This window comes from Neobacillus mesonae, assembly GCF_023715155.1.
GTDB classification, from domain to species: Bacteria; Bacillota; Bacilli; order Bacillales; family Cytobacillaceae; genus Neobacillus; species Neobacillus mesonae_A.
Genome location: NZ_JAMBNQ010000001.1, coordinates 66,388 through 90,675 on the forward strand (window position 1 = coordinate 66,388; position 24,288 = coordinate 90,675).

At 38.0% G+C, this 24,288-nt stretch carries 25 protein-coding genes and 2 pseudogenes; 21 read left to right on the plus strand and 6 right to left on the minus strand.

Annotation, left to right across the window (positions count from 1 at the left end):
• Nucleotides 1-49: 49 nt before the first annotated feature.
• A pseudogene (locus M3183_RS00365) lies at nt 50-424 on the minus strand (sigma-70 family RNA polymerase sigma factor); the annotation flags it as partial.
• A 181-nt stretch (nt 425-605) separates the two neighbouring features.
• Nucleotides 606-1,145: a CDP-diacylglycerol--serine O-phosphatidyltransferase gene (pssA, locus tag M3183_RS00370; protein WP_251465353.1), complete on the minus strand. Its 540-nt coding sequence runs from the start codon at nt 1,143-1,145 to the stop codon at nt 606-608.
• 115 nt (nt 1,146-1,260) lie between these two features.
• Between pssA and M3183_RS00375 the strand changes: the two genes are divergently transcribed.
• Nucleotides 1,261-2,052, plus strand: a complete 792-nt coding sequence (locus M3183_RS00375) for a phosphatidylserine decarboxylase (RefSeq protein ID WP_251465354.1) — start codon at nt 1,261-1,263, stop codon at nt 2,050-2,052.
• A 50-nt stretch (nt 2,053-2,102) separates the two neighbouring features.
• Here the strand turns inward: M3183_RS00375 and sda are convergent, their stop codons facing one another.
• Complete coding sequence (gene sda, locus M3183_RS00380; protein ID WP_285878181.1) at nt 2,103-2,243, minus strand: sporulation histidine kinase inhibitor Sda; 141 nt, start codon at nt 2,241-2,243, stop codon at nt 2,103-2,105.
• A gap of 485 nt (nt 2,244-2,728) precedes the next feature.
• Between sda and M3183_RS00385 the strand changes: the two genes are divergently transcribed.
• From M3183_RS00385 to M3183_RS00420, 8 genes are read left to right on the plus strand one after another with little or no spacing between them, the layout of a single operon-like run.
• Entirely contained in the window at nt 2,729-3,244 is a 516-nt protein-coding gene (locus M3183_RS00385) for a YqeG family HAD IIIA-type phosphatase (RefSeq protein WP_251465356.1), read from the plus strand.
• Between the two features lie 3 nt (nt 3,245-3,247).
• Nucleotides 3,248-4,360, plus strand: a complete 1,113-nt coding sequence (yqeH, locus tag M3183_RS00390; protein ID WP_311315333.1) for a ribosome biogenesis GTPase YqeH — start codon at nt 3,248-3,250, stop codon at nt 4,358-4,360.
• A 25-nt stretch (nt 4,361-4,385) separates the two neighbouring features.
• A complete protein-coding gene (gene aroE / locus M3183_RS00395) occupies nt 4,386-5,225 on the plus strand; it encodes a shikimate dehydrogenase (protein WP_251465357.1) in 840 nt (279 codons plus the stop codon).
• Nucleotides 5,219-5,509, plus strand: a complete 291-nt coding sequence (yhbY, locus tag M3183_RS00400) for a ribosome assembly RNA-binding protein YhbY (protein ID WP_251465358.1) — start codon at nt 5,219-5,221, stop codon at nt 5,507-5,509. The genes aroE and yhbY overlap by 7 nt, the downstream gene beginning before the upstream one ends.
• Nucleotides 5,510-5,521: 12 nt before the next feature.
• Nucleotides 5,522-6,091 carry a nicotinate-nucleotide adenylyltransferase gene (locus tag M3183_RS00405; RefSeq protein WP_251465359.1) on the plus strand — a complete coding sequence of 190 codons (570 nt, stop codon included), beginning with the start codon at nt 5,522-5,524 and terminating at the stop codon, nt 6,089-6,091.
• On the plus strand, nt 6,081-6,650 hold the full coding sequence (yqeK, locus tag M3183_RS00410) for a bis(5'-nucleosyl)-tetraphosphatase (symmetrical) YqeK (RefSeq protein ID WP_251465360.1): 570 nt from the start codon (nt 6,081-6,083) through the stop codon (nt 6,648-6,650). Before M3183_RS00405 ends, yqeK begins: the two co-directional genes overlap by 11 nt.
• Nucleotides 6,650-7,006 (plus strand): ribosome silencing factor, encoded by a 357-nt coding sequence (gene rsfS, locus M3183_RS00415; RefSeq protein WP_251465361.1) that lies wholly within the window; start codon nt 6,650-6,652, stop codon nt 7,004-7,006. The genes yqeK and rsfS overlap by 1 nt, the downstream gene beginning before the upstream one ends.
• Nucleotides 7,003-7,761: a class I SAM-dependent DNA methyltransferase gene (locus M3183_RS00420; protein ID WP_251465362.1), complete on the plus strand. Its 759-nt coding sequence runs from the start codon at nt 7,003-7,005 to the stop codon at nt 7,759-7,761. The genes rsfS and M3183_RS00420 overlap by 4 nt, the downstream gene beginning before the upstream one ends.
• A gap of 81 nt (nt 7,762-7,842) precedes the next feature.
• Here M3183_RS00420 and comER read toward each other — a convergent pair whose 3' ends face one another.
• Complete coding sequence (gene comER / locus M3183_RS00425; RefSeq protein WP_251465363.1) at nt 7,843-8,673, minus strand: late competence protein ComER; 831 nt, start codon at nt 8,671-8,673, stop codon at nt 7,843-7,845.
• Between the two features lie 87 nt (nt 8,674-8,760).
• Here comER and M3183_RS00430 point away from each other — a divergent pair, with 87 nt between their 5' ends.
• From M3183_RS00430 to M3183_RS00440, 3 genes and pseudogenes are all read left to right on the plus strand, one after another.
• Entirely contained in the window at nt 8,761-9,420 is a 660-nt protein-coding gene (locus M3183_RS00430; protein WP_251465364.1) for a helix-hairpin-helix domain-containing protein, read from the plus strand.
• A 75-nt stretch (nt 9,421-9,495) separates the two neighbouring features.
• Nucleotides 9,496-9,942, plus strand: a pseudogene (locus M3183_RS00435) (ComE operon protein 2); the annotation flags it as partial.
• Nucleotides 9,943-10,033: 91 nt separating this feature from the next.
• Complete coding sequence (locus M3183_RS00440) at nt 10,034-12,364, plus strand: DNA internalization-related competence protein ComEC/Rec2 (protein WP_251465366.1); 2,331 nt, start codon at nt 10,034-10,036, stop codon at nt 12,362-12,364.
• A 72-nt stretch (nt 12,365-12,436) separates the two neighbouring features.
• On the opposite strand, the gene M3183_RS00445 is transcribed toward M3183_RS00440, so the two are convergent.
• Complete coding sequence (locus M3183_RS00445; protein WP_251465367.1) at nt 12,437-12,571, minus strand: YqzM family protein; 135 nt, start codon at nt 12,569-12,571, stop codon at nt 12,437-12,439.
• Between the two features lie 334 nt (nt 12,572-12,905).
• On the opposite strand from M3183_RS00445, the gene holA reads away from it, so the two are divergent.
• Nucleotides 12,906-13,922, plus strand: a complete 1,017-nt coding sequence (gene holA, locus M3183_RS00450) for a DNA polymerase III subunit delta (protein WP_251465368.1) — start codon at nt 12,906-12,908, stop codon at nt 13,920-13,922.
• Nucleotides 13,923-14,044: 122 nt separating this feature from the next.
• Here the strand turns inward: holA and rpsT are convergent, their stop codons facing one another.
• A complete protein-coding gene (gene rpsT / locus M3183_RS00455) occupies nt 14,045-14,305 on the minus strand; it encodes a 30S ribosomal protein S20 (RefSeq protein ID WP_251465369.1) in 261 nt (86 codons plus the stop codon).
• A 205-nt stretch (nt 14,306-14,510) separates the two neighbouring features.
• On the opposite strand from rpsT, the gene gpr reads away from it, so the two are divergent.
• The 8 genes from gpr (at nt 14,511) to dnaK (ending at nt 24,096) form a co-directional block, all read left to right on the plus strand.
• Nucleotides 14,511-15,629 (plus strand): GPR endopeptidase, encoded by a 1,119-nt coding sequence (gene gpr / locus M3183_RS00460; protein ID WP_251465370.1) that lies wholly within the window; start codon nt 14,511-14,513, stop codon nt 15,627-15,629.
• Nucleotides 15,630-15,725: 96 nt separating this feature from the next.
• A complete protein-coding gene (gene spoIIP, locus M3183_RS00465; RefSeq protein ID WP_251465371.1) occupies nt 15,726-16,916 on the plus strand; it encodes a stage II sporulation protein P in 1,191 nt (396 codons plus the stop codon).
• A gap of 18 nt (nt 16,917-16,934) precedes the next feature.
• Nucleotides 16,935-17,261 carry a DUF3679 domain-containing protein gene (locus M3183_RS00470; RefSeq protein ID WP_251465372.1) on the plus strand — a complete coding sequence of 109 codons (327 nt, stop codon included), beginning with the start codon at nt 16,935-16,937 and terminating at the stop codon, nt 17,259-17,261.
• 115 nt (nt 17,262-17,376) lie between these two features.
• A complete protein-coding gene (gene lepA / locus M3183_RS00475; protein ID WP_251465373.1) occupies nt 17,377-19,212 on the plus strand; it encodes a translation elongation factor 4 in 1,836 nt (611 codons plus the stop codon).
• A gap of 63 nt (nt 19,213-19,275) precedes the next feature.
• Complete coding sequence (gene hemW, locus M3183_RS00480; protein WP_251465374.1) at nt 19,276-20,418, plus strand: radical SAM family heme chaperone HemW; 1,143 nt, start codon at nt 19,276-19,278, stop codon at nt 20,416-20,418.
• Nucleotides 20,419-20,496: 78 nt separating this feature from the next.
• Entirely contained in the window at nt 20,497-21,528 is a 1,032-nt protein-coding gene (gene hrcA / locus M3183_RS00485) for a heat-inducible transcriptional repressor HrcA (RefSeq protein ID WP_251465375.1), read from the plus strand.
• Nucleotides 21,529-21,636: 108 nt separating this feature from the next.
• The gene (gene grpE, locus M3183_RS00490; protein WP_251466221.1) at nt 21,637-22,233 is read left to right on the plus strand and encodes a nucleotide exchange factor GrpE; all 597 of its coding nucleotides are present in this window, start codon (nt 21,637-21,639) and stop codon (nt 22,231-22,233) included.
• A gap of 30 nt (nt 22,234-22,263) precedes the next feature.
• The gene (dnaK, locus tag M3183_RS00495; RefSeq protein ID WP_251465376.1) at nt 22,264-24,096 is read left to right on the plus strand and encodes a molecular chaperone DnaK; all 1,833 of its coding nucleotides are present in this window, start codon (nt 22,264-22,266) and stop codon (nt 24,094-24,096) included.
• Nucleotides 24,097-24,288 lie beyond the last annotated feature (192 nt).

Genomic DNA, 24,288 nt, shown 5'->3' on the forward strand with positions numbered 1-24,288 from the left:
GTGAAAACGGTTATTGTGACGTTAAGAGGAAATATTTTTGAAATGATTGTTTCGAAGTGATACGCAACACTATTGACTTTACAATTTCATTTTCAATACAACGGGCGGCATATGTGGCAAGCTTCGTCCCTTTCCCCTCAGAATAGCTTTCGATGGCTTTAATCAAGCCGATGGTGCCGATGGATATAAGGTCTTCAGAATCTTCTCCGGTATTTTCAAACTTTTTGACAATATGTGCCACTAAGCGTAAATTATGTTCAATCAGCATATTGCGGGCGTGTGGATCCCCTTCAGCCATTAATCGCAAATACTTTCTTTCTTCTGCGGCGGATAGGGGTTGAGGAAAGGCGTTGTTCTTTACATAAGATACAAGAAATAAGAATTCCTTCATTAAATAACCAAGAGCTGTTAAGAGTCCAGACATCCGTATCCCCCCCAAAAACTTAGGACTATAGCCTATTATTAATTCCTATGAGGAAAAATAGAAATTGTGTCTGTCCAAATAATTTTATTTGGCAGTTTGTTTAAAATAAAATAAAAGACCTACTAATCAAAATGCAAAAGTAAGTCTTTTTTAATAAAAGAATGTATTTTTAATAGGAAAATTAAACTTTTTTTAGCTTAAAGGTACTTATCATAAGGAAAGATAGGATGATGATGATAAATAAGAATGTTTCGGAAGGCAGATAAGGAATGGCTAAATAACTTAATGTGGCTAAACATCCAGCAGCAGTGATTGGTAACCCTGTAAAATACCCATTACCCTCTGTAATATTGAATCTGGCTAATCGGAATGCCCCGCATCCAATGTAAAAGACAGTAAAGAATGAACCCGGTCCGCCGAATTCATGTAAAATTCCTTGATATAGTAATAGTGCTGGAGCAACTCCAAATGATATAATATCACTCATGGAATCCAATTGTTTGCCTAAATCGGATTCAATGTTAAACTTTCTGGCAGCCATTCCATCAAATCGGTCTGCTAAAGCGGCAATAAATATAAGCAGTAAGCTTAATCGTAAATTTTCGTTTAAAACAAACACAATGGCAAAGCCGCCGAATGATAGGTTGATCAATGTTAAGATATTTGCAGTTTGTGCTTTCATCTTTTTTATGGTTTGGTCTAGTACATCTAATAAGAACACTTCTTCTTACCACCCCTTTCATTGCCAGAAGGTTCACTTAATTCTATATTATTTAATTGTAATAACATTATGTCTGTACGTAAAGAGTATTTTTACACTATTTGGGGGTCATCTCATGCTTCAGCCGTTTTATCGTATTCTAATTGAATTAACCAATGGCAGATGGTCATCGGCCATTTTACAAAGGTTTGCCCGTTCACGAATCAGCAAGGTGATAGTTCCATCATTTGCGAAAGTTTATCAATTAAACCAGGAAGAAATGGAAAAAGGCTTACATGAATATCCTACTTTGCATGATTTATTTGTAAGGCAGCTAAAAAAAGAAGCGAGAACCATTGATCAAACTGAAGATGCTGTTGTCAGCCCGGTTGATGCGGTGCTCGAAGATGCAGGGAGAATCCAAGAATCAAGCGAAATTGTTGTCAAAGGAAAAACATACTCTATTGAAGAGATGCTTGGTAGTCGGGGAATTCTGCAAAAGTATCTTAATGGGACATATATCATTCTTTATTTAAGCCCAAGCCATTATCATCGGATTCATAGTCCTGTTGATGGGGAAGTGACAAAACAGTGGACGCTGGGCACTAAATCCTATCCAGTTAATAAATGGGGTTTAAAATATGGTGTGCGTACACTTGCAAAGAATTATCGCGTAATTACTGAAGTCAAAACAAAGTCCGGTCATGTTGCGATTGTAAAGGTAGGGGCCATGTTCGTAAATTCGATTGAGACAATATTTAAAGGTTCAGAGCTCAAAAAAGGCTCCGAAATGGCTTATTTTACTTTCGGCTCCACTGTCGTACTGCTTTTTGAAAAAGATATATTCCAGTTAGACGCTGCCATACGGACACCAAAAGAAATGAAAGTGGGAGAAAAAATTGGTTTCTTGAGGCAGATGCCTCATTAATGCGGTGTTTGTTGTTTTAAAAAAAGGAAAGCCCTTGATAAAGGGCATATTTATGAAGATAATTTAATTTTATTATATAAAGATCGACGGCGAATTTCCATCACGATAAGATTAATAAAATCTTCACTTAAATTTAATTCTTTCGCTTTAAAATAGGACTCAATCAATAATTCATCCGACAATTTACGCATGTCTGGATCCACCTCCATATGAAATTTAGAGTTCTATTTGCCACAAAGGATTCATAGAATGGTATGTTCAATAGGTGTACCCTTAATCTACCAAATTTATTCCTATAGAACAATCGTTCTAGTTATCCACAAAACAAGTGGATAACTTGTGGTTAATTTGTTTATAAATGTATGAAAAGTGATTGATTCAATGGGTATAATGTTAATAACTTTATCCACAGAGGATGAATTTGAAGAATTTTGTCGAAAAATTTTTATGAATGATAAAATCCTCCTTCTATTTTTTATCATTCATTCCTTAATCGAAATAGACACAAGTATCACGAATTGTTTTCACTACGATAAACAATAAGATGGACTTATATTCTTTGAAAGAAAGGATAAAATTGGTTAGAATGAATAAGAAAAGCTCAAGCTCCAAAAATAGGCTTGAAGCTGGCAATTTTTATGGACAAGTTTGAATTTATTTAATGAGGTGTAGCCTTTTGCTAAAGGAATTTTTACCAAATGAACATTTTAAAAGTGTTCTTGAAATATCACCTGAAAAATTAAAGGAAAGAGGAATTAAAGGGATTATTACCGATTTGGACAATACACTTGTGGAATGGGACCGTCCAAGTGCCACACCGCAGCTTGTTCAATGGTTTGAAGACATTAAAAAGAACAATATACATGTTACAATTGTTTCTAATAATAATGAACAACGAGTCAAGGCATTTGCCGATCCGTTGAAAATCCCGTTCATTTTCCAAGCTAGAAAACCTTTGGTAAGAGCCTTTAATCGTGCTCTAAAGCAAATGGGGATTAAAAAAGAAGAAGCTGTGGTTATTGGCGACCAACTATTAACGGATGTACTCGGCGGGAACCGGGGCGGTTTTCATACAATTTTGGTAGTGCCAGTTGCCCAAACAGATGGACTGGCGACAAAATTTAACCGGTTTGTCGAACGTAGAATTATGAATTGGTTTCGAAAAAAAGGCATGTTACAGTGGGAGGATTAAGCAGTGAGTGACCTAAAACAACATATTTGTATTGGCTGCGGAGTTCAGGTCCAGACAGAGAATCCGGAAATGATTGGCTATGCCCCTCCATCAGCGTTAGAAAAGGAATCAATAATTTGCCAGCGCTGTTACCGGCTTAAACATTATAATGAAATTCAGGATGTTAACTTAACAGATGATGATTTCCTAAAAATTTTAAATGAAATTGGCAAAACAGAATCTTTGATTGTCATGGTCATTGATATATTTGACTTTAATGGCAGCTGGCTCCCGGGAATCCAGCGCTTTGCCGGCAATAACGATGTTGTCCTTGTTGGTAACAAGGTAGATTTACTGCCCAAGTCGGTTAAACATAACAAGTTAATTCATTGGATGAAGCATGAGGCAAATGAGCTCGGTTTAAGACCTAAAGAAATCTTTTTAGTAAGTGCCGGTAAAGGGTGGATGATGAGAGAAACAGCAGAGGCTATTGATGAACTGCGAAAAGGCAAGGATGTCTATGTAGTAGGATGTACAAATGTCGGAAAATCTACTTTTATCAATAGCATCATTAAAGAAGTTACTGGTGAGGGAGATGTCATTACCACCTCGCATTTTCCTGGAACGACCTTAGATATGATTAAAATTCCGCTTGATGATGGAAAAGCATTAATTGATACTCCGGGAATCATTAACCATCACCAAATGGCTCATTTTGTAGATAAAAGAGATTTGAAAGTCATCACACCTAAAAAAGAAATAAAACCAAAGGTGTATCAGTTAAACGAAGGGCAGACACTGTTCTTTGGCGGATTAGCCCGATTCGATTATATCAGCGGTGGTCCAAAGAGGTCATTTGTGTGTTATTTAGCGAATGAATTAATGATTCACAGGACGAAAACCGAGAAGGCTGATGAACTTTATGAAAATCATGCGGGAGAATTGTTGACCCCGCCAAGGCCTGAACAAGGTGCAAAACTGCCAGAGTTTGTAAAACAGGAATATGTGATTAGAGAAGGTAAAACAGATATTGTTTTTTCAGGACTAGGCTGGGTAACGGTAAATGAGCCAGGAGCCCAAGTTACGGCATATGTCCCCAAAGGGGTTCAAACAGTTTTACGAAAATCGCTAATTTGAGTTTAAATATGGGATGGGAGAAATAATGAAAAAACTTTTTGCAGTAATCGGTGATCCAATTAAGCATTCAATGTCCCCAGCCATGCACAATGATTTATTTTCATTTTACCAAATTGATGCCAATTACCTGTCTTTTCAAGTGAAGAACGAAAATCTTCAGGATGCTGCTAAAGGATTAAGGGCAATTGGCGCAGGCGGGTTTAATGTCACGGTACCACATAAAACAGCTATTATTCCCTTTCTGGATGAAGTAGATGAATTAGCTGCGAGTATTGGAGCCGTTAATACAGTAGTCAATGAAAATGGAAAGCTAAAAGGCTTTAATACGGATGGACTTGGGTTTTTAAAAGGGCTTCAAGCCTATATGCCAAGTACAGCCGGTAAAAGGATTCTAATTATAGGAGCAGGCGGGGCTTCAAGGGCAATTTATTTTACTTTAGCAAAAGAAGAACCTGAGACTATTGACATTGCTAACCGCACAGTGGAAAAAGCACAAAGCTTAATTAATGAATGTCCATATCCTGTTTCATCTTCTGCTTTAACGCTTGCAGAAGCCGAAACAATGTTGGGTGAATATGATTTAGTTGTTCAAACTACATTGATTGGCATGGAACCAAAAATATCTGAGCAGCCATTGGATTTGAACAAAATAAAGCAGCAATCACATGTGTGTGATATAATATACAATCCCTTAAAGACAAAATTTCTACGGGAAGCAGAAGCAAGGGGAGCAAATGTCCAAAATGGAATCGATATGTTTGTTTATCAAGGGGCACTTGCTTTTGAAAAATGGACAGGGATTTTCCCTGAAATAAAAAGAATGCGTGAGAATGTGTTAAAACAGCTAGGAGGAACTTCATGTTAACTGGAAAACAAAAACGACTTTTACGTTCTAAGGCTCATCATTTAGATCCAATCTTTCAAGTAGGGAAGGGCGGCGTCAATGGAAACATGGTTAAACAAATCTCTGACGCCTTGGAGGCAAGAGAATTAATAAAAATAAGTGTGCTGCAAAACTGTGAAGAAGACAAAACAGTTGTTGCGAATGAACTAGCTGAAGGTTCAGGAGCAGAAATTGTCCAAATTATTGGAAATACCATTGTGCTTTACAAGGAATCCATTGAACATAAACAAATCACTCTCCCGTAAAGGTGGTATTGGATGAAGAAAGTGGGGATTTTGGGCGGAACTTTTAACCCGCCGCATATTGGGCATCTTTTGATTGCAAGTGAGGTTCAAAACAGCCTTAACCTAGATGAAATTTGGTTTATGCCTAATCATGTACCGCCGCACAAGAAGATGCCGGAATCAGTAAAAGATGAGGAACGGCTTCATATGTTGGAACTTGCTGTTTCAGATAACCCCGCATTCCAAGTTCAGCCTATAGAACTTAAGCGGGAAGGCCCCTCGTATACAGTCGAGACAATGAAAGTCATTAATGAAACATATCAGAATATCCAATTTTTCTTTATCATTGGTGCCGATATGATTGAATATTTACCCAAATGGCATAAAATTGATGAGCTTGTTAATCTTGTTCAATTTGTGGGGGTAGAGAGGCCAAATTATCACCGGGAGACAGAATATCCTGTTCTTTATGTGGATGTACCTGCAATTGATGTTTCATCAAGTATGATCAGGGATAGATTTAAGAATGGAAAAACAGTAAGATACTTATTGCCAGACCGTGTAATTGCCTATATTGAGGAGAATCACTTATATGGAACGTGAAGATGCATTAAAACTTGTAAAAGAACAATTAACCGAACATCGTTATCAGCATACTTTAGGTGTAATGGAAACAGCCATTGACTTAGCCAAAAGATATGGTGCCGATGTGAAAAAGGCAGAGATAGCTGCCATTTTTCATGATTATGCGAAATTTCGACCTAAAGAGGAAATGAGGAAAATAATAATTGAACAAGGTTTTCCAAAAGACTTGTTGGAATTTAACGCGGAACTTTGGCATGCTCCTGCAGGGGCTTTCCTAGTGGAAACCGAAGCAGGAATAACCGACAGAGAAATACTAGAGGCTATTAGATATCATACTTCCGGCAGACCAAGTATGAGCCTGTTAGAAAAGGTTATTTATTTGGCTGATTATATAGAACCGGGCCGTCATTTTCCAGGAGTTGACGAAGTTCGACAATTGGCAAAGGAAAACTTGGATGAAGCTTTAATCAAATCGATTCAAAATTCAATTGCCTTTTTACTTAAAAAGAATCAAACGATTTATCCAGAAACATTTCATACTTACAATGATTTGGTGAAAAATAGGAGGATTGATTGATGCATAATCAAGAATTGCTCAAGCTAGCCGTAAAAGCTGCTGACGACAAAAGAGCAGAAAATATTACAGCGCTAAATATGCAGGGAATTTCACTGATTGCCGATTACTTTATTATTTGTCATGGCAATTCAGACAAACAGGTACAGGCAATCGCCCGGGGAATCCGTGAAATAGCATTGGAAAATAATTTTGATGTAAAAAGAATGGAAGGCTTTGAAGAAGCCCGCTGGGTGTTGATTGATTTAGGAGATGTTGTAGCACATGTTTTCCATCGTGACGAACGTGTCTATTATAACTTGGAGCGGCTATGGGGAGATGCACCGAGGGTAGATACCCTTAGCGAGTTAAATTCATGAGCTATGAACGGTTTGCCTATCTATATGATGCACTAATGAATGAAGCCCCGTATGATGAATGGCTTCAGTTTATGAAAGAAAAACTAGCCGCTCACCTAAATGAAAGCAAATCCAGCTCCATTCGTATGCTGGATTTGGCTTGCGGCACCGGTGAGCTTTCTGTCCGTTTTGCTAAAGAAGGGTTTCAAGTCACGGGTGTTGATTTGTCAGAAGACATGTTAATGGTCGCTAAACAAAAAGCAGAGTCAGAAAACTTGAAGATTCCATTTTATCAGCAAAACATGGCAGAATTAGAGGGGTTAGGAGAGTTTGATACAGCCGGTATCTTTTGCGATTCGCTTAATTATCTAAAGTCAGAACAGCAGGTAAGGGACACCTTTTTTCGAGTAGCTGACCATTTAAGACAAGACGGGTTATTCATTTTTGATGTCCATTCGATTTATAAAATCAGTGAAGTCTTTCTTAAACAAACTTTTGCCTTAAGTGATGATCCAATATCGTATATCTGGAATAGTTTCCCTGGTGAATATTCAAATAGCGTGGAACATGAACTGAGCTTTTTTGTGTTGGATGAACAAAGCGGTAAATATGACCGAATTGACGAACTTCATTTTCAACGCACCTTCACCGTAGAACAATATTCAGTCTGGCTTAATGAAGCCGGTTTTAAATTGTTGGAGGTTAATGCAGACTTTGAACATGCTGCACCAGGTGCCCATTCTGAGAGAATCTTTTTTATTGCAAAAAAAAATTAACAGAAAGCTGAAAAGCCATCTTTTTCGAAAAAAGATGGCTTTTCATAAGTTTTATGCAGGAATTCCTCAGATTTAGTCGAATTATAAGTTTGAGTTGGAAAATTGCATTTCAATTTTTTCCAGATCTTCTTTAAACTTCTCATGTGTTGCTTGGAATAAATGTTCAAAAACATCCCCAAGTTCATTCTCCATCACTTTTATTCCTTCACCAGTGATGCCGCCTTTTACACATACTTTTTCTTGAAGTGATGGCAGGGTATAATGGCCTTGCTTTAGCAATTCCCCAAGACCGATAGTCATTTCACTCGCTAATTGTGTTGCTGTTTTTTCATCAATTTCTGTTTCGTGCACTGCTGCAAGGATAAAGCGTTGTAGTAAATAACTAAAAAATGCAGGGCCGCAGCTTACAATATCTGAAGCAACCCTAGTTATTTTTTCCTCGATGGGAAGCGGCACAGAAATTTTGGACATCAGCTGTTCTATTTCTATTTTCCATCCCGTCTTACAATTTTCACCATATGTGATCAAGGATATTCCAGTTAATGCACGGTTTGTAATGCTGGGAATGACCCTGGCTGCTGAACAGGAAATTTTGGATTCAATTTGATTTGTACTAATTGGGCTTGTGATGGAAATGAGACATTTATTCTCCGTTAAATAGGGATTAATCTCATCCATAACCTTAAAAACATCTAATGGTTTTACACAAACGAAGATTAAATCGGAATTTGCCGCCACTTCAATTGCATTTTCTCCAACTTTAAGTCCTTTGTATTTATTTCTCAGCACCATCGCTTTTTCGATTGTTCTATTTGTAATCATCATGGAAGAAGGGGATATTGCCTTTCCATCCAGTAAAGCCTCTACTAGGATTCTCCCCATATTACCGGTACCAATGATACCAATATTCATGATTTCGACCCTCCTTCACCTGCGAGTTTCTTTTATAACCATATGATTCCCATGACTAAAATATACCTTCTGAAAGGATGGATTCCAATGAAGAACTGGATAATGGAACATAAGCTGTATGTAATTCTTGCTGTCTTAGTGGTAATTGGCGGTTTATATTATTTTAATGAAACCCGCCCTATAATAGAGCCGCAGATCCAATCTAAGGCTTTGGTGGATGAGAATTTGGAAGCACCTGCTGAAGAGCATGCAACCAAGGAAAAGCAGGAAATTGAATCAAAACCGCCGGAAAAAATGATGGTAGATGTAAAAGGCCAAATTAAACTGCCTGGGGTCTATCAGGCAAGTGAAGGGGAACGAGTGATAGATGTCATTACCAGGGCAGGAGGGTTAACCGATAAAGCAGACAAAAGCCAGGTGAATTTGGCTGAACATATCCAGGATGAGATGGTAATTTACGTACCAGAAAAGGGTGAAGAGGGGATTATAGCAGCAAAGGCACAAGCTGGAGGAGGAGACAGCAGGAATCCCGGCAGTGCCGCGAATCAGCAAAGGAAAATAAATCTTAATAAAGCAAATTCCCAGGAATTGCAGAATCTCCCAGGTGTAGGACCTGCCAAAGCTGATGCAATCATTGAATTCCGGGAAACAAAGGGAGGTTTTAAAACGGTGGATGATTTAAAAAATATCAGCGGTATTGGGGATAAAACATTTGAAAAGCTAAAAGATTTGGTGGACATTCATTAATCGTTTCCATTGACCATCAGTACAAGTTAACATTAAACTAAAACCAAAAGTATTTTTCTAGGAGTTGGAGAATTCATGAATAGAATATCATGGGATCAATATTTCATGGCTCAAAGCCATTTACTAGCATTAAGAAGCACTTGTACCCGTCTGACAGTCGGGGCAACGATTGTTAGGGATAAGAGAATTATCGCAGGAGGTTACAATGGGTCAATCGCCGGTGGAGATCATTGCATTGATAAAGGTTGTTATGTGATCGATAATCACTGTGTAAGAACAATTCACGCTGAAATGAATGCATTGCTGCAGTGTGCAAAATTTGGTGTACCTGCAGATGGGGCAGAAATTTATGTCACCCATTTTCCTTGTCTTCAATGCTGTAAAGCTCTTATTCAAGCAGGCATTAAAACTGTTTATTATGCTGAGGATTATAAGAACCATCCATATGCCATTGAACTATTTGAACAAGCCCATGTAAAAGTTGAAAAGGTGGAACTCACAGAGCAAGTCATTGATTTTCGAAAAATAAAACAATAATTATTATAAACGCCGGTTCTCTCTCCGGCGTTCCTATTTCTTCTGAAAAATATTTTAACTTTAATATGGAGAAGATATGATGAATGGTAAATATCTGTATTTTGCGCTGACAGCTATGCTGGCAGTCCTAGCAGCACTTCTTTCCTTTTTCCCCATTTTCTTATTGACCCTCCTTTATTTTTACATATTATACAAATACAAATGTTTTAATAAAGGTCAATTATTAACGGTTTTAGGAGCAGCGATTCTTTTTTTGTTTGTTGGTGAAAAGGCCGTGATACAAAATAAAACCTTCATGCCAAAATCAACCTCCGCTTTGACCCTCAAATTTACCCAGATGCCTAAAATAGATGGTGATCTCCTCCAAATCGAAGCGTTTGAAACCACATACCATGAAAAACTAATTATCCGGTATCAACTAAAATCAGAATTAGAAAAAGAACAATTAAAGCAGCAAAGATATTTTCAAACCTTGTGCCGCATTTCCGGTACTTTAGTGAGACCGAAAATAGCTAACAATCCAAATGGATTTGATTATCGAAAGTATTTAGCTGGAAAGGAAATTTATTGGATAGTGGAGGTAAAAGAAAATCCGCTTCTTGATTGCTCCCCGATAAAACCCACTCTTTCTTCAGAATTAAAACAGCTGCGTTATACTGGAATCCGTTATTTAGAAAATCATTTTCCTGAAGAGATTGCTTCACTTTCAGCAGCTTTAATATTTGGTGACAGGAGTATACTGGATCCCAATTTGCTTGATGCATATCAAAGCACAGGTATTGTGCATTTGCTGGCAATATCCGGACTGCATGTTACCTTATTGATTGGGATGGTTTTATATCTGGGACTTCGCTGCGGGCTTACAAGAGAAATGATGGTAAATCTCTTGATGTTATTACTCCCTGTTTACGTGGTGCTTACAGGTGCTTCCCCATCGGTTATTCGGGCTTCACTAATGATCTTTCTTGTTCTCATGACAGTAAAATGGGGAGCTTTTATTAAACTAATGCCTATTGATGCATTAAGTATTGCTTTTATGTTATATTTACTTTTTAATCCGTTAGTTCTATTGGATGTGGGTTTTGAGCTGTCTTTCTCGGTAAGTGCAGCTATCATTTTAGCTTCCCAGCATATCCTAAAGGACAGTCAGGACTATGTTCAGATGATGCTTGTTACGTCCGTAACAGCTCAATTAGCTGCATTTCCTTTATTATTGTATTATTACTTCGAATTATCATTTATGAGCATACTTGCTAATATGCTGTATATTCCGCTTTTTTCGTTTGTTTATCTTCCAGGTTTTTACTTATTGTTTTTCATCCATATTGTTTTTGGAACTGCACCGGATCTATTGTTCCAATTTTTTGTTTGGGTGATAAACCTTTCAAATAAATTGATTACCTTTTTTGCTGAATCCACTATTCTCTCATTTACTCCCGGCAGGCCAAATGTTATTGAATTGTTCATTTATATAGGGCTCATTTTTGCCATATTTTATCTTTGGGAAACGAAGCATTATCCTAAAAGAAAAACTAAGCTATTGATTTTGAGCCTTATTATGATAACCTTTCAGCCGGTCTGGAATCACGTAAATCCTTTTGGAGAAGTAACTTTGATTGATGTAGGACAGGGAGATAGCATTTTTATCCGGCTTCCATATGGAAGGGGAAACTATCTTATTGATACAGGAGGAACGGTAGGTTTTTATGATGAGGAATGGAGAAAACGGTCAAAACCCTTTGAGGTGGGAAGGGACGTTGTGGTGCCTTTCTTAAAAGGAAAAGGCATAACGAGAATTGATAAATTAGTGTTAACTCATGGAGATATGGATCATATTGGGGGAACCTTATCGGTTATCAAGGAATTACATGTGAAACAAATACTGCTGCCGTCTGTGGCTGAATCTTCAGAAACTGAAGAGAGTATCGTTCACGAAGCTGAAAAGCAAAAGATTCCCGTAATTCGGGTGTCATCAGGAGAAAAATGGAGCAGCGGGGACAGTAGGTTTTATATTTTAAATCCAGAAAGAAATTTTTCTGGAGAACGAAACGGCAGTTCTGTCACAATTTTTGCTTATATTGGAGGTCTTTCATGGTTTTTTGGAGGAGATCTTGACAAACAGGGTGAAGAAAAAATAATCACAGCCCATCCAAATTTGACCGTTGATGTATTAAAAGCAGGTCATCACGGCAGTAAAACGTCAAGTGCTGAAAATTTTATAAAACAAATCAAGCCCAAAATCGCCCTTATTTCGGCAGGTGAAAATAATCGTTTTGGCCATCCGCATAAGGAAGTGGTTGAACGTTTAAAAGCAGCGCATACAAAAATCTTTAGAACCGATTTTCAGGGGGCTATTACCTATCGTTTTTATCGAAGTAATGGAACCTTTTCAACCTATCTGCCATAGTATAAAGAAAAACTTAGAAAATAAAAAGAGACTGTCGATCAGTCTCTTTTGGAAAAACTATGCAGCCAACATTTAAGAACCGATTAGCTTAATGACTGTTGCAATAATAAACATGATGGCAAAAAAACCAAAAGATACGGCAAATCCAACCCCTGAATCAATTGCATCGTTACGCATACTTTGCGGATTCTTTTCAAATTCGTTCACAGTCTACCCCTCCTATTTCACAATAATAGTATAAGCGATTTATTTTAAAAAATCCAGCATGCCTTGAATTCGTTTTCCTTTACTGACAAGAGTTGTCATAATAGCTTGACACGTGCAAGGTTACAATAAGCTTACAAAGCAAGAGCTCCCGCCTGGTAATAGCAGTTCCTAGGGCTGCTGACAGCAGGCGTTCATTATAGATCGGGAATTGGCACTATATCGAGCTTGCCAATTCCCTTTTAAATAAGACATTAAAACCAGCTTTAGACTTGTCAAATCGTCCAAGCTTCATTACGATAGTATAGAGTAAATAAAGGGGAGCGCTCGATTAATTATGGTACTAGAAGCTTGGCGGAAAATAAAACAAAAGACAATTGCTCCTGTATATTTATTATATGGAACAGAGGCCTTTTTAATTGATGAGACAAAAAATTTGATTCTTAATCAAGTTTTGACGGAAGAAGAGAAGGATTTTAATTTCGCTGTGTATGATTTGGCGGAAACACCTATAGAGGCTGCGGTAGAGGATGCAGAAACATTCCCTTTTTTAGGGGAAAGAAAAGTGATCTTTTTACATAATCCCACATTTTTAACGGCTGAAAAAACGAAGGATAAAGTTGAACATAATTTATCAAGGTTTGAAACATATTTACAGAATCCAGCGCCTTATACGGTGTTGGTCGTCTCTGCTCCGTATGAAAAATTAGATGAGCGTAAGAAAATAACGAAAGAACTAAAAAGGAAAGCTGAAGTAATTGAAGCAAAAAAATTAAATGAACATGAATTAAAAAAATGGATTGACAGTCAGGTGAAATCCCGCGGACTTGCAATCGATGCTGATGCCGTTGAGCGGCTGCTTCAACTGGTGGGCACAAATATGTTTATGATTTCCAGTGAAATAGAAAAAATAGCTTTATATGCTGCAGATGAACAAAAAATTGACCTTAAACTGGTGGAAAAGTTAACGGCAAAATCACTTGAACAGAATATTTTTACGCTCATTGAAAAAGTGGTTCAGCGGAGACTTGATGAAGCGCTAAGAATCTATTATGACCTATTAAAGCAAAATGAGGAACCGATTAAGATTTTGGCTCTGCTTGCCGGTCAATTTCGGTTGATTTATCAAGTTAAGGAGTTGTCGCGTAAAGGGTATGGGCAGCAGCAAATTGCAGGCTACCTCAAAACACATCCTTACCGGGTTAAACTGGCCCTTGGTCAAGCCGGAAGATTTACGGACGAAGAATTGGTGAACTTAATCGCTCTTCTTGCTGATGCTGATTATAAAATGAAAACAGGCGGCATGAATAAATCACTGTTGATAGAGATGCTGTTATTCCGTCTGAAGAAATAAAAAAAGCGCAAGCGCCTTTCAAGAGTAGAAATGACAGGCCGCTTACGCAGACATAAAAAAACGATTCCCAAAAGGAATCGTTTTTTTATTGTTATAATCCAGCTTAGCAATTTCGTTTTCTATTACAAGCTGTTAGCTTTTTTCATTAGACGTGATTTTTTACGGGCAGCAGCTTTTTTGTGGATTAAACCTTTTGCAGCAGCCTTGTCTAATTTGCTTGCAGCAGCAGATAGTGCTTCTTTCGCAGCAGCAGCATCGTTAGTTGTAACTGCAGCTTCAACTTTTTTAACAGCAGTACGCATTGCAGATTTTTCCATTGTATTTTTAGCATTACGAGCTTCGCTAGTTTTTACACGTTTAATAGCAGATTTAATATTAGGCATTACTTTCACCTCCTGTAAAGAATCGAGACTATATGAACTCGACTAAACATTCATAACGATATTAGCAACAAGAGATATTTTATCAAACGAAAACACAGATTGCAATACAGAATTCAACGACTAATCTATATAAAATTGCATGTTTTGTTTAAAACCGGGAGAAAATAGGAAATAGTTTCTAAATAGACATAGGAGTGATACAACTGTGAAAGAGTCAATAGACTTAAGTAAATACTCTATCAGGACTGATTTGGCTGTTGAAGCAAGGGAAATGGTGCTTGCTCAAAAATCTGTTGATCAAGAAGAAAATCTCTCTCATATAGAAGGAGTCGTCATTAAAGAGAAAGATATAGATAATATGAAAATTTCGTTGGTGGAAGTAACGAAACAAGGTGAAGAAGCACTCGGAAAGAAAGCTGGCAGATATTTGACATTGGAAGTGCAGGGAATTAGGGAACAAAATACAGACGTACAGCAAAAGACCGGGGAAGTGTTTGCAAAGGAGTTTGCTCATTTCTTAGAAAGTATTGGCATTAAGAAAACCGATTCATGTCTTGTAGTAGGACTTGGAAATTGGAATGTAACACCTGATGCTCTTGGGCCAATGGTATGTGAAAATATATTGGTTACTCGTCATCTATTCGAACTGCAGCCGGAAAATGTAAAAGATGGATATCGACCTATCAGTGCTGTAGCACCTGGAGTTATGGGCCTGACCGGTATTGAGACAAGCGATATCATTTTTGGTGTAGTGGAAAAAACAAAGCCAGATTTCGTTATTGCCATTGATGCTTTGGCGTCAAGGTCTATTGAACGTGTAAACTCTACGATACAAATTTCTGACACTGGAATTCACCCAGGGTCCGGAGTAGGAAATAAGCGTAAAGAACTAAGTAAAGACACACTAGGTGTGCCGGTTGTGGCAATTGGTGTCCCGACAGTCGTGGATGCGGTTTCCATTACAAGTGATACGATTGATTTTATTTTAAAACATTTTGGGAAAGAGATGAGGGAAGGCAATCGTCCATCAAGAGCCCTTGCACCTGCAGGAATGACTTTCGGAGAAAAAAGAAAGCTGACCGATGAAGACCTTCCTGATGAACACCATCGGAAAACATTCCTCGGTATAATTGGGACGTTAGAGGAAGATGAAAAAAGAAAGTTAATATATGAAGTTTTATCTCCTCTTGGCCATAATTTGATGGTGACACCGAAGGAAGTAGACGTGTTCATTGAAGATATGGCCAATTTACTTGCAAATGGTTTAAATGCTTCCCTTCACAGTATGGTCGATCAAGATAATGCCGGTTTCTATACACGATAGATTTTAAAAGATCTTGATTTTAGAAAATGAAATTGGTTCTACTAATTCTAGTAAAGACATATGATTTACTAGAATCCGTTTTTGCGAGGTGGAACCATGAAAAAGGCTTCAGGAACATTTGTAACCGTCCAAGGAACTAGTCTTTTAAAAGTTGCAGCTGCCGTTTTTCTCTTTATGTTATTGATATTTTCTATTAGTGGATTATTAACCTCGTTAAAGCCACAATACAGATTAACATCGACATCGGTGAATCAAGCAGCAACCAATGTAAATGGCGAATTATTATATCAATTGATGGGCTGGGAAAATCATCACTTTTTATCAGTAAAGCCTGATACAGCAGCACCAAAATTAACAAATTTTGTATTTAAGCTGGCTAGCAATATTAACTTGGATGATCCAAGGAGCCTCCTTGGCCGTGAACTGCCGGGATTCTTTCAATTCGATGGCCAAATCCTTGTTGCAGGTGAAGGAACCAATTATACAAACATGCCAATGGAGTCGGCACCGCCAATCGAAATCATGAAAGCTGAGCGTGAGGCGTCTCTTCAAAATTTAGAGGATATAGAAAAACCGGCAAATGAAAATACTGCTCCTGCACCTGGGCAAACAACGGGTAAACGTAAAGTGGTTTATCTATATTTCACTCATAATCGTGAATCGTATTTGCCATATCTAAAAGGCGTAAATGATGCAGACTTGGCCTATCATTCACAAATCAATGTAACCAAAATTGGTGATCACTTAAAAAAGGGACTGGAAGATCAGGGAATTGGAACATTTGTTGATAAAACAGATGTTCAAGCGAATTTAAATAAAAAAGGATGGAAATATACCCAATCCTATCAAGAATCACGCGCAGTTGTACAAGCTGCCATGGCGTCCAACCGAGATTTACAATACTTTATTGATATTCATCGAGATGCCAGCCGTAAAAAAGCTTCAACGATAACGATTAACGGAAAATCGTATGCTAAGCTGGCATTTATCATAGGTGGACGAAATCCTAATTATGAAAAAAATGTAAAGCTGGCTAAGGAGCTTCATTCCCTTTTGCAAAAAAAATATAAGGGGCTAAGCCGAGGAGTTATTGTAAAACAAGAAGGTAATGGTGTATACAACCAAAATCTTTCTGGGAATTCAATATTGATTGAATTTGGCGGTGTGGATAATACGTTCGAAGAATTAAATCGTTCGGCAGACGCACTTGCTGATGTTTTTAGTGAGTTCTACTGGCAGGCTGAAAAAGTGAATAAAGACGGAAAACAATCAACAAATAAACAATAGAAATAAGGGAATTCGAATATGAAAATGTTTATGTTGAAAAGTTTCATCTTAGCGGCATTAATGTTTATATCTGTATTGACTGGTATGGAACTTGCCAATAATGGGATACACAAAATGAAGGGTTATGATGATCCAAACTTTCAAAATGCGGTTTCCATTAATGAAAATGAGAAAGATTTGAATGCAACATTCCTCGGGAAAAATATATCAAGTCATGACATTGAGGCAAAAAAAAAGAAGCTGGAAGAAATAAACGCTTACAACTTTTTCTCCTCAATGGGCAAAAAAATGTCTGAAGGATTGTCGAGTGCATCAGGTAAACTAATCCGTCAAATTACAGAGTAATCAATAATCAAAATAGCGGCGCCAAAAGGCAGCCGCTATTTATATTGAATCTTGTGTATCCTACTGATATAATCAAGAATAGTTTACGTGTGGCGTGATAGTAGGAGTGAACGACATGAATAGAGAAGATAGACTTAAACGACAATCAAAAATCAGAAATTTCTCGATAATTGCCCATATTGATCATGGAAAATCAACATTGGCAGACCGTATTTTGGAAAAGACAAATGCTTTATCATCCCGTGAAATGAAAGAACAGCTGCTAGATTCGATGGATCTGGAAAGAGAGCGCGGGATTACAATTAAATTAAATGCAGTTCAATTAAAGTATAAAGCAAAAGATGGGGAAGAATATATTTTTCATTTAATTGATACACCGGGACATGTCGACTTCACTTATGAGGTCTCCCGCAGTCTTGCAGCCTGTGAAGGAGCCATCTTGGTTGTAGATGCTGCACAGGGAATCGAAGCCCAGACATTAGCCAATGTGTATTTGGCACTGGATAATGATCTTGAAATTTTACCGATCATAAATAAAATAGATTTACCAAGTGCTGATCCAGAGAGGGTAAGAAATGAAATCGAAGACGTGATCGGTCTGGATGCCTCTGAAGCAGTTTTAGCCTCTGCAAAAGCAGGTATCGGAATAGAAGATATCTTAGAACAGGTAGTTGAAAAAGTCCCGGCACCTGCAGGAAATCCTGATGCACCGTTAAAAGCATTGATTTTCGACTCATTGTATGATGCTTATCGCGGCGTCATTGCCTATATTCGAATTATCGATGGAACTGTTAAGGTCGGCGATAAAATTAAAATGATGGCCACTGGTGCAGAATTCGAAGTAACTGAAGTTGGAGTTCATAATCCAAAAGAAGTACAGCGTGATGAATTAACCGTTGGAGACGTCGGTTATTTAGCGGCATCAATCAAACATGTTGGTGATACCCGTGTCGGTGACACCATCACGAATGCCAAAAATGGGGCGACAGAGCCGCTCCCTGGTTATCGAAAGCTGAATCCAATGGTATATTGCGGACTCTATCCAATCGATACCGCTAAATTCAATGATTTGCGCGAAGCTCTTGAAAAATTACAGCTAAATGATTCATCATTACAATTTGAACCGGAAACCTCGCAGGCTTTAGGTTTCGGTTTTCGATGTGGCTTTTTAGGACTGCTCCATATGGAAATTATTCAGGAGCGGATTGAGCGCGAATTCAAAATTGATTTAATTACCACCGCACCAAGTGTTATTTATCATGTACACATGACAGATGGTGAGCAGATCAATGTGGATAATCCGTCTAATATGCCGGATCCGCAAAAAATTGAACGTGTTGAGGAGCCATATGTTAAGGCGACGATGATGTCGCCAAATGACTATGTTGGTGCCATAATGGAACTTTGCCAGCAAAAACGCGGCATTTTCGTTGACATGCAATATTTAGATGAGAATCGCGTCAGCATCATTTATGAAATACCGTTAGCGGAAATTGTGTATGATTTCTTTGATCAATTGAAATCCAATACAAGAGGATATGCATCATTTGATTATGAGCTTATTGGTTATAAACCATCGAAACTGGTTAAAATGGACATATTATTAAATAATGAAAAAGTTGATGCCTTAAGCTTTATCGTTCATAGGGATTTTGCTTACGAACGCGGGAAGGTCATTGTGGAAAAATTGAAAGAGTTAATTCCTAGACAACAATTTGAAGTACCAGTTCAAGCAGCTATTGGTACAAAGATTGTTGCCAGGTCATCCATTAAAGCGATGCGGAAAAACGTGCTGGCGAAATGTTACGGCGGTGACATTTCCCGTAAACGGAAACTTCTTGAAAAACAAAAAGAAGGTAAAAAGCGGATGAAACAGGTAGGTTCTGTTGAAGTACCGCAAGAAGCGTTTATGGCAGTCTTAAAAATGGATGACAATAATTCAAAAAAATAAGCGAAAAGGGAGGTTGGATGTGCCGTTCGGCGTCCAGCCTCTTTTTCATGGAAGGTGAAACAAATGATAAAAGCGGCCTATCTCCATATCCCGTTTTGTGAACATATTTGTTATTATTGTGACTTTAATAAAGTATTTCTAAAAGGCCAGCCTGTTGATGAATATTTACAGGCGATTGAGCAAGAAATGAAAATGACTTTACAGGAGGCACCATCTAAGGAATTAGATACAATCTTTGTGGGGGGAGGCACTCCAACATCATTAAATGAACAGCAGCTTGAACGCTTTTGCCAGAGCATTAATGATAACTTATCCAAGTCAATGAATAATGAATTCACATTTGAGGCCAATCCTGGGGATTTATCCGAGGAAAAGCTGCAAATATTAAAGGATGCCGGGGTGAATAGAATCAGTTTAGGGGTTCAAACCTTTAATGATGAATTATTAAAAAAGATTGGCAGGGTCCACCGAGCTAAAGATGTGTATCAAACAATTGAAAAAATTAAATCTATCGGTTTTGAAAACATCAGTATTGATTTAATCTATAGCCTGCCCACCCAAACTTTGAATGATTTTAAAGAAACATTAGATATCGCATTGTCATTAGATCTGCCGCATTATTCCGCTTACTCATTAATCATTGAACCAAAGACTGTCTTTTATAATTTAATGAGAAAGGGAAAACTGTCGACCCCGGGGGAAGATGTTGAGGCGCAAATGTATGAGGTGTTAATGGACCAAATGGAGAAACATGGATTACACCAGTACGAAATCAGTAATTTCTCCAAACCTGGTTTTGAAAGCAGACATAATTTGACGTATTGGAATAATGAATATTACTATGGCTTTGGGGCTGGTGCCCATTGCTATGTCGATGGGTTTAGACAATCGAATATTGGTCCAGTAAGAAAATATATTGATACCCTCAACAGTGAAGAACTGCCAATACTGGAAAATCATCTAGTGCCCCAATCAGAGCAAATGGAAGAAGAGATGTTTTTAGGTTTACGTAAAACTTCAGGGGTATCAATTTCAAGGTTTATTCAAAAATTCGATCGTGACCCATTAAATTTGTTTGCGGCTGAAATGAATGATTTAATTGAAAAAAAATGGATAGAAATCAAAGGGGATAAAATATATTTAACAAAACAAGGGCGGCTCCTGGGAAATGAAGTTTTCCAAATGTTTTTAGGTGTGTTTGATTGACATAGTCCTCCCTTTTTTGATAATTTATTAATATAATTAGCACTCAGGAACAATGAGTGCTAACAGAGGTGATGAGTGTTGTTAACAGATCGTCAATTATTAATTCTTCAGGTGATTGTTGATGACTTTATTCGTTCTGCACAGCCAGTAGGCTCAAGGAGTTTGTCTAAAAAAGAAGGGATTACCTTTAGTTCGGCAACGATTCGAAATGAAATGGCGGACTTAGAGGAAATGGGGTTTATCGAAAAGACCCATACTTCTTCAGGCAGAGTTCCATCCGAAAAAGGCTATCGTTACTATGTTGATCATTTGTTATCACCTCAGGTGTTGACTCAACATGATATAACCATTGTTCATTCGATTTTTGCTGAGAAAATCTTTGAATTTGAAAAGATTATTCAGAGATCAGCGAGTATTTTGTCTGACTTAACAAATTATACATCCATTGTTCTCGGACCTGCTGTAAGCGTGAATAAACTTAAGAAAATCCAAATTATTCCTTTGAATAAAGAAACGGCAGTAGCAATCTTTGTTACGGATACAGGTCATGTTGAAAACAGGTTGTTTTCACTTCCCTCATCCGTTCATGCAAGTGATATTGAAAAGACAGTTAATATCCTGAATGAGCGTTTAAATGGGGTCCCGCTAGAGGATTTAAATGACAAAATCTATAAAGAAGTTGCGATTTTATTAAGGCAGCATATTCATAATTATGATTTAATGCTCAATACACTTGCTCAGCTTTTGAAGATGCCGGTTACAGAGAAATTGTTCTTTGGAGGCAAAACCAATATGTTAAGCCAGCCGGAATTTCATGATATATCTAAAATACGCGACTTAATGACCATGATTGATCAGGAAGAATGGATTTCTAATATCATTAGAAATAATTCAAAAGGGATTAATGTGAAGATTGGAAGTGAAAACAAAAATAAGATTATGGATGACTGCAGCTTAATTACCGCAACCTACTCAGTTGGTGAAGAAAAATTAGGCTCTATTGCAATTCTTGGTCCAACAAGGATGGAATATTCACGAGTCATCAGTTTACTAGGAATTTTAAGTAAGGATTTAACAAACGTACTAACCAAGCTGTATCAAAATAATTAGCTCTGGTAATATTGAGTAAGGGTGAAATATCCATTTGTTTCACCCCTTTTACCATGAACATAAATAACTTTAATAGTAATTATGCCTTTAAGGGAGGTGAGCATGTTGATGAATGAAAAAAGTGAGACACTGAACCAAGAAACAGAAAATGTAAAAGATGAGAATGTGAATTCAACTGAAGCAGGTAATGCTAACCCTGAACAAGAATCAGTGGAAGGAGCAGAGGTGAATTCAGCTGATCAATTGGAAAAGCTTCAAAAAGAAGTTAAGCAGTTAAAGGGTAAGCTTGAGGAAGCGGATAACCGCTACTTACGACTTCAGGCTGATTTTGATAATTTCCGGCGCCGCAGCCGATTAGATCAAGAAGCGGCTGAAAAATATAGAGCACAAAATATTGTGACAGACTTACTATCTGTACTCGATAATTTTGAGCGGGCATTACAGGTCGAAGCAGATAATGAACAAACAAAATCATTGCTTCAAGGCATGGATATGGTATACCGCGGCCTTTTAGATGCATTAAAAAAAGAAGGATTAAAGCCAATTGAAGCTGTTGGAAAAGAATTTAATCCACAAGAACACCATGCAGTAATGCAAGGGGAAGATGAAAACTTTGGCCCAAATATGGTCATTGAAGAATTCCAAAAAGGTTATCTTTTAAAAGATCGGGTCATTCGCCCATCTATGGTGAAAGTAAATCAGTAACCTACATAATTTTTTGAGGAGGAAAAGGGAATGAGTAAAATAATTGGTATTGACCTTGGTACAACGAACTCCTGTGTAGCTGTACTAGAAGGCGGCGAACCAAAAGTAATTCCAAATCCAGAAGGAAACCGCACCACCCCATCAGTGGTTGCCTTTAAAAATGGGGAACGCCAGGTTGGGGAGGTGGCAAAACGCCAAGCGATTACAAACCCTAACACAATCATTTCAATTAAGCGTCATATGGGTACATCTCATAAGGTAGAAGCTGAAGGAAAACAATATACACCTCAAGAAATTTCGGCTATTATTCTTCAGCATTTAAAATCATACGCAGAAGACTATCTTGGTGAATCAGTAACAAAAGCTGTCATTACTGTGCCTGCCTATTTTAACGATGCTGAGAGACAAGCAACCAAGGATGCTGGTAAAATTGCAGGTCTTGAGGTTGAGCGGATTATCAATGAACCAACAGCTGCAGCGCTTGCATATGGTCTTGATAAGACTGACCAAGATCAAACAATCCTTGTTTACGACCTTGGGGGCGGAACTTTTGACGTTTCCATTCTTGAACTAGGTGACGGGGTATTTGAAGTAAAAGCAACTGCTGGAGATAACCGTCTTGGCGGTGATGATTTTGACCAAGTCATTATGGATTATTTGGTTGAACAGTTCAAAAAAGACAATGGTATTGATCTTTCTCAAGATAAAATGGCAGTACAACGTTTAAAAGATGCTGCTGAAAAAGCCAAGAAAGATCTTTCTGGTGTAACTTCAACACAAATTTCATTGCCATTTATAACTGCAGGCCCTGCTGGTCCGCTTCACTTGGATGTGAATTTGACTAGAGCAAAATTTGATGAATTAACTGCACATCTTGTTGAACGTACCATGGGACCAACACGTCAGGCTTTAAGTGATGCTGGATTAACACCATCTGACATTGACAAAGTTATTCTTGTCGGCGGTTCCACTCGTATCCCAGCTGTTCAGGAAGCAATTAAAAAAGCAACTGGAAAAGAACCGCACCGCGGGGTAAATCCTGATGAAGTTGTTGCAATGGGTGCGGCGATTCAAGGCGGCGTCATAACTGGGGACGTTAAGGATGTAGTATTGCTTGACGTTACTCCTTTATCCCTTGGTATTGAAACAATGGGCGGTGTATTTACAAAGCTTATTGAACGTAATACAACCATTCCTACTTCAAAATCACAGGTATTCTCTACGGCTGCTGACAATCAAACTGCTGTAGATATCCATGTTCTTCAAGGGGAGCGTCCAATGGCAGCAGATAATAAAACGCTTGGCCGTTTCCAATTATCTGATATTCCGCCTGCACCACGTGGAATTCCACAAATTGAAGTAACATTTGATATTGATAAAAACGGTATTGTTAATGTCCGTGCAAAAGACCTTGGCACAAATAAAGAACAACAGATTACAATTAAATCGTCTACAGGTCTTTCCGGCGAAGAAATTCAAAAAATGGTCAGAGAAGCCGAAGAAAATGCGGAAGCTGATAAGGCCCGTAAGGAAGAAGCAGATCTTCGTAATGAAGCAGATCAGCTCGTCTTTACGACTGAAAAGACTTTAAAAGAACTTGAGGGTAAAGTAGATGCTGCTGAGGTAGCAAAAGCAAACGAAGCAAAAGATGCTTTAAAACAAGCTATCGAGAAAAATGACTTAAACGAAATGCGCGCCAAAAAGGATGCATTACAACAGATTGTTCAAGACCTGTCAGTTAAACTCTACCAACAGGCTGGAGCACAGGCAGGGGCACAACAAGGCGCACAAGACGCAGACAGTGCAGGGAAAGACGATAATGTAGTCGATGCAGAATTTGAAGAAGTAAAAGATGACAAATAAAAAAGCAATAACCCCTTGAGCATGCGACAGACAGCTTGCTGGGAGCAATGGTTATTCTAAGGAACTTTCCTCATTGTTTTCTTTTTAGTTAAAAGTCAAAGTCAAACTCCAGACTTTGGCTTTTTCTTTGAGGAAAAGCCTTCAGCGTATTTTTATTGCTTTCCCCATCAACAGGGTGTTAAAATAAGCTTT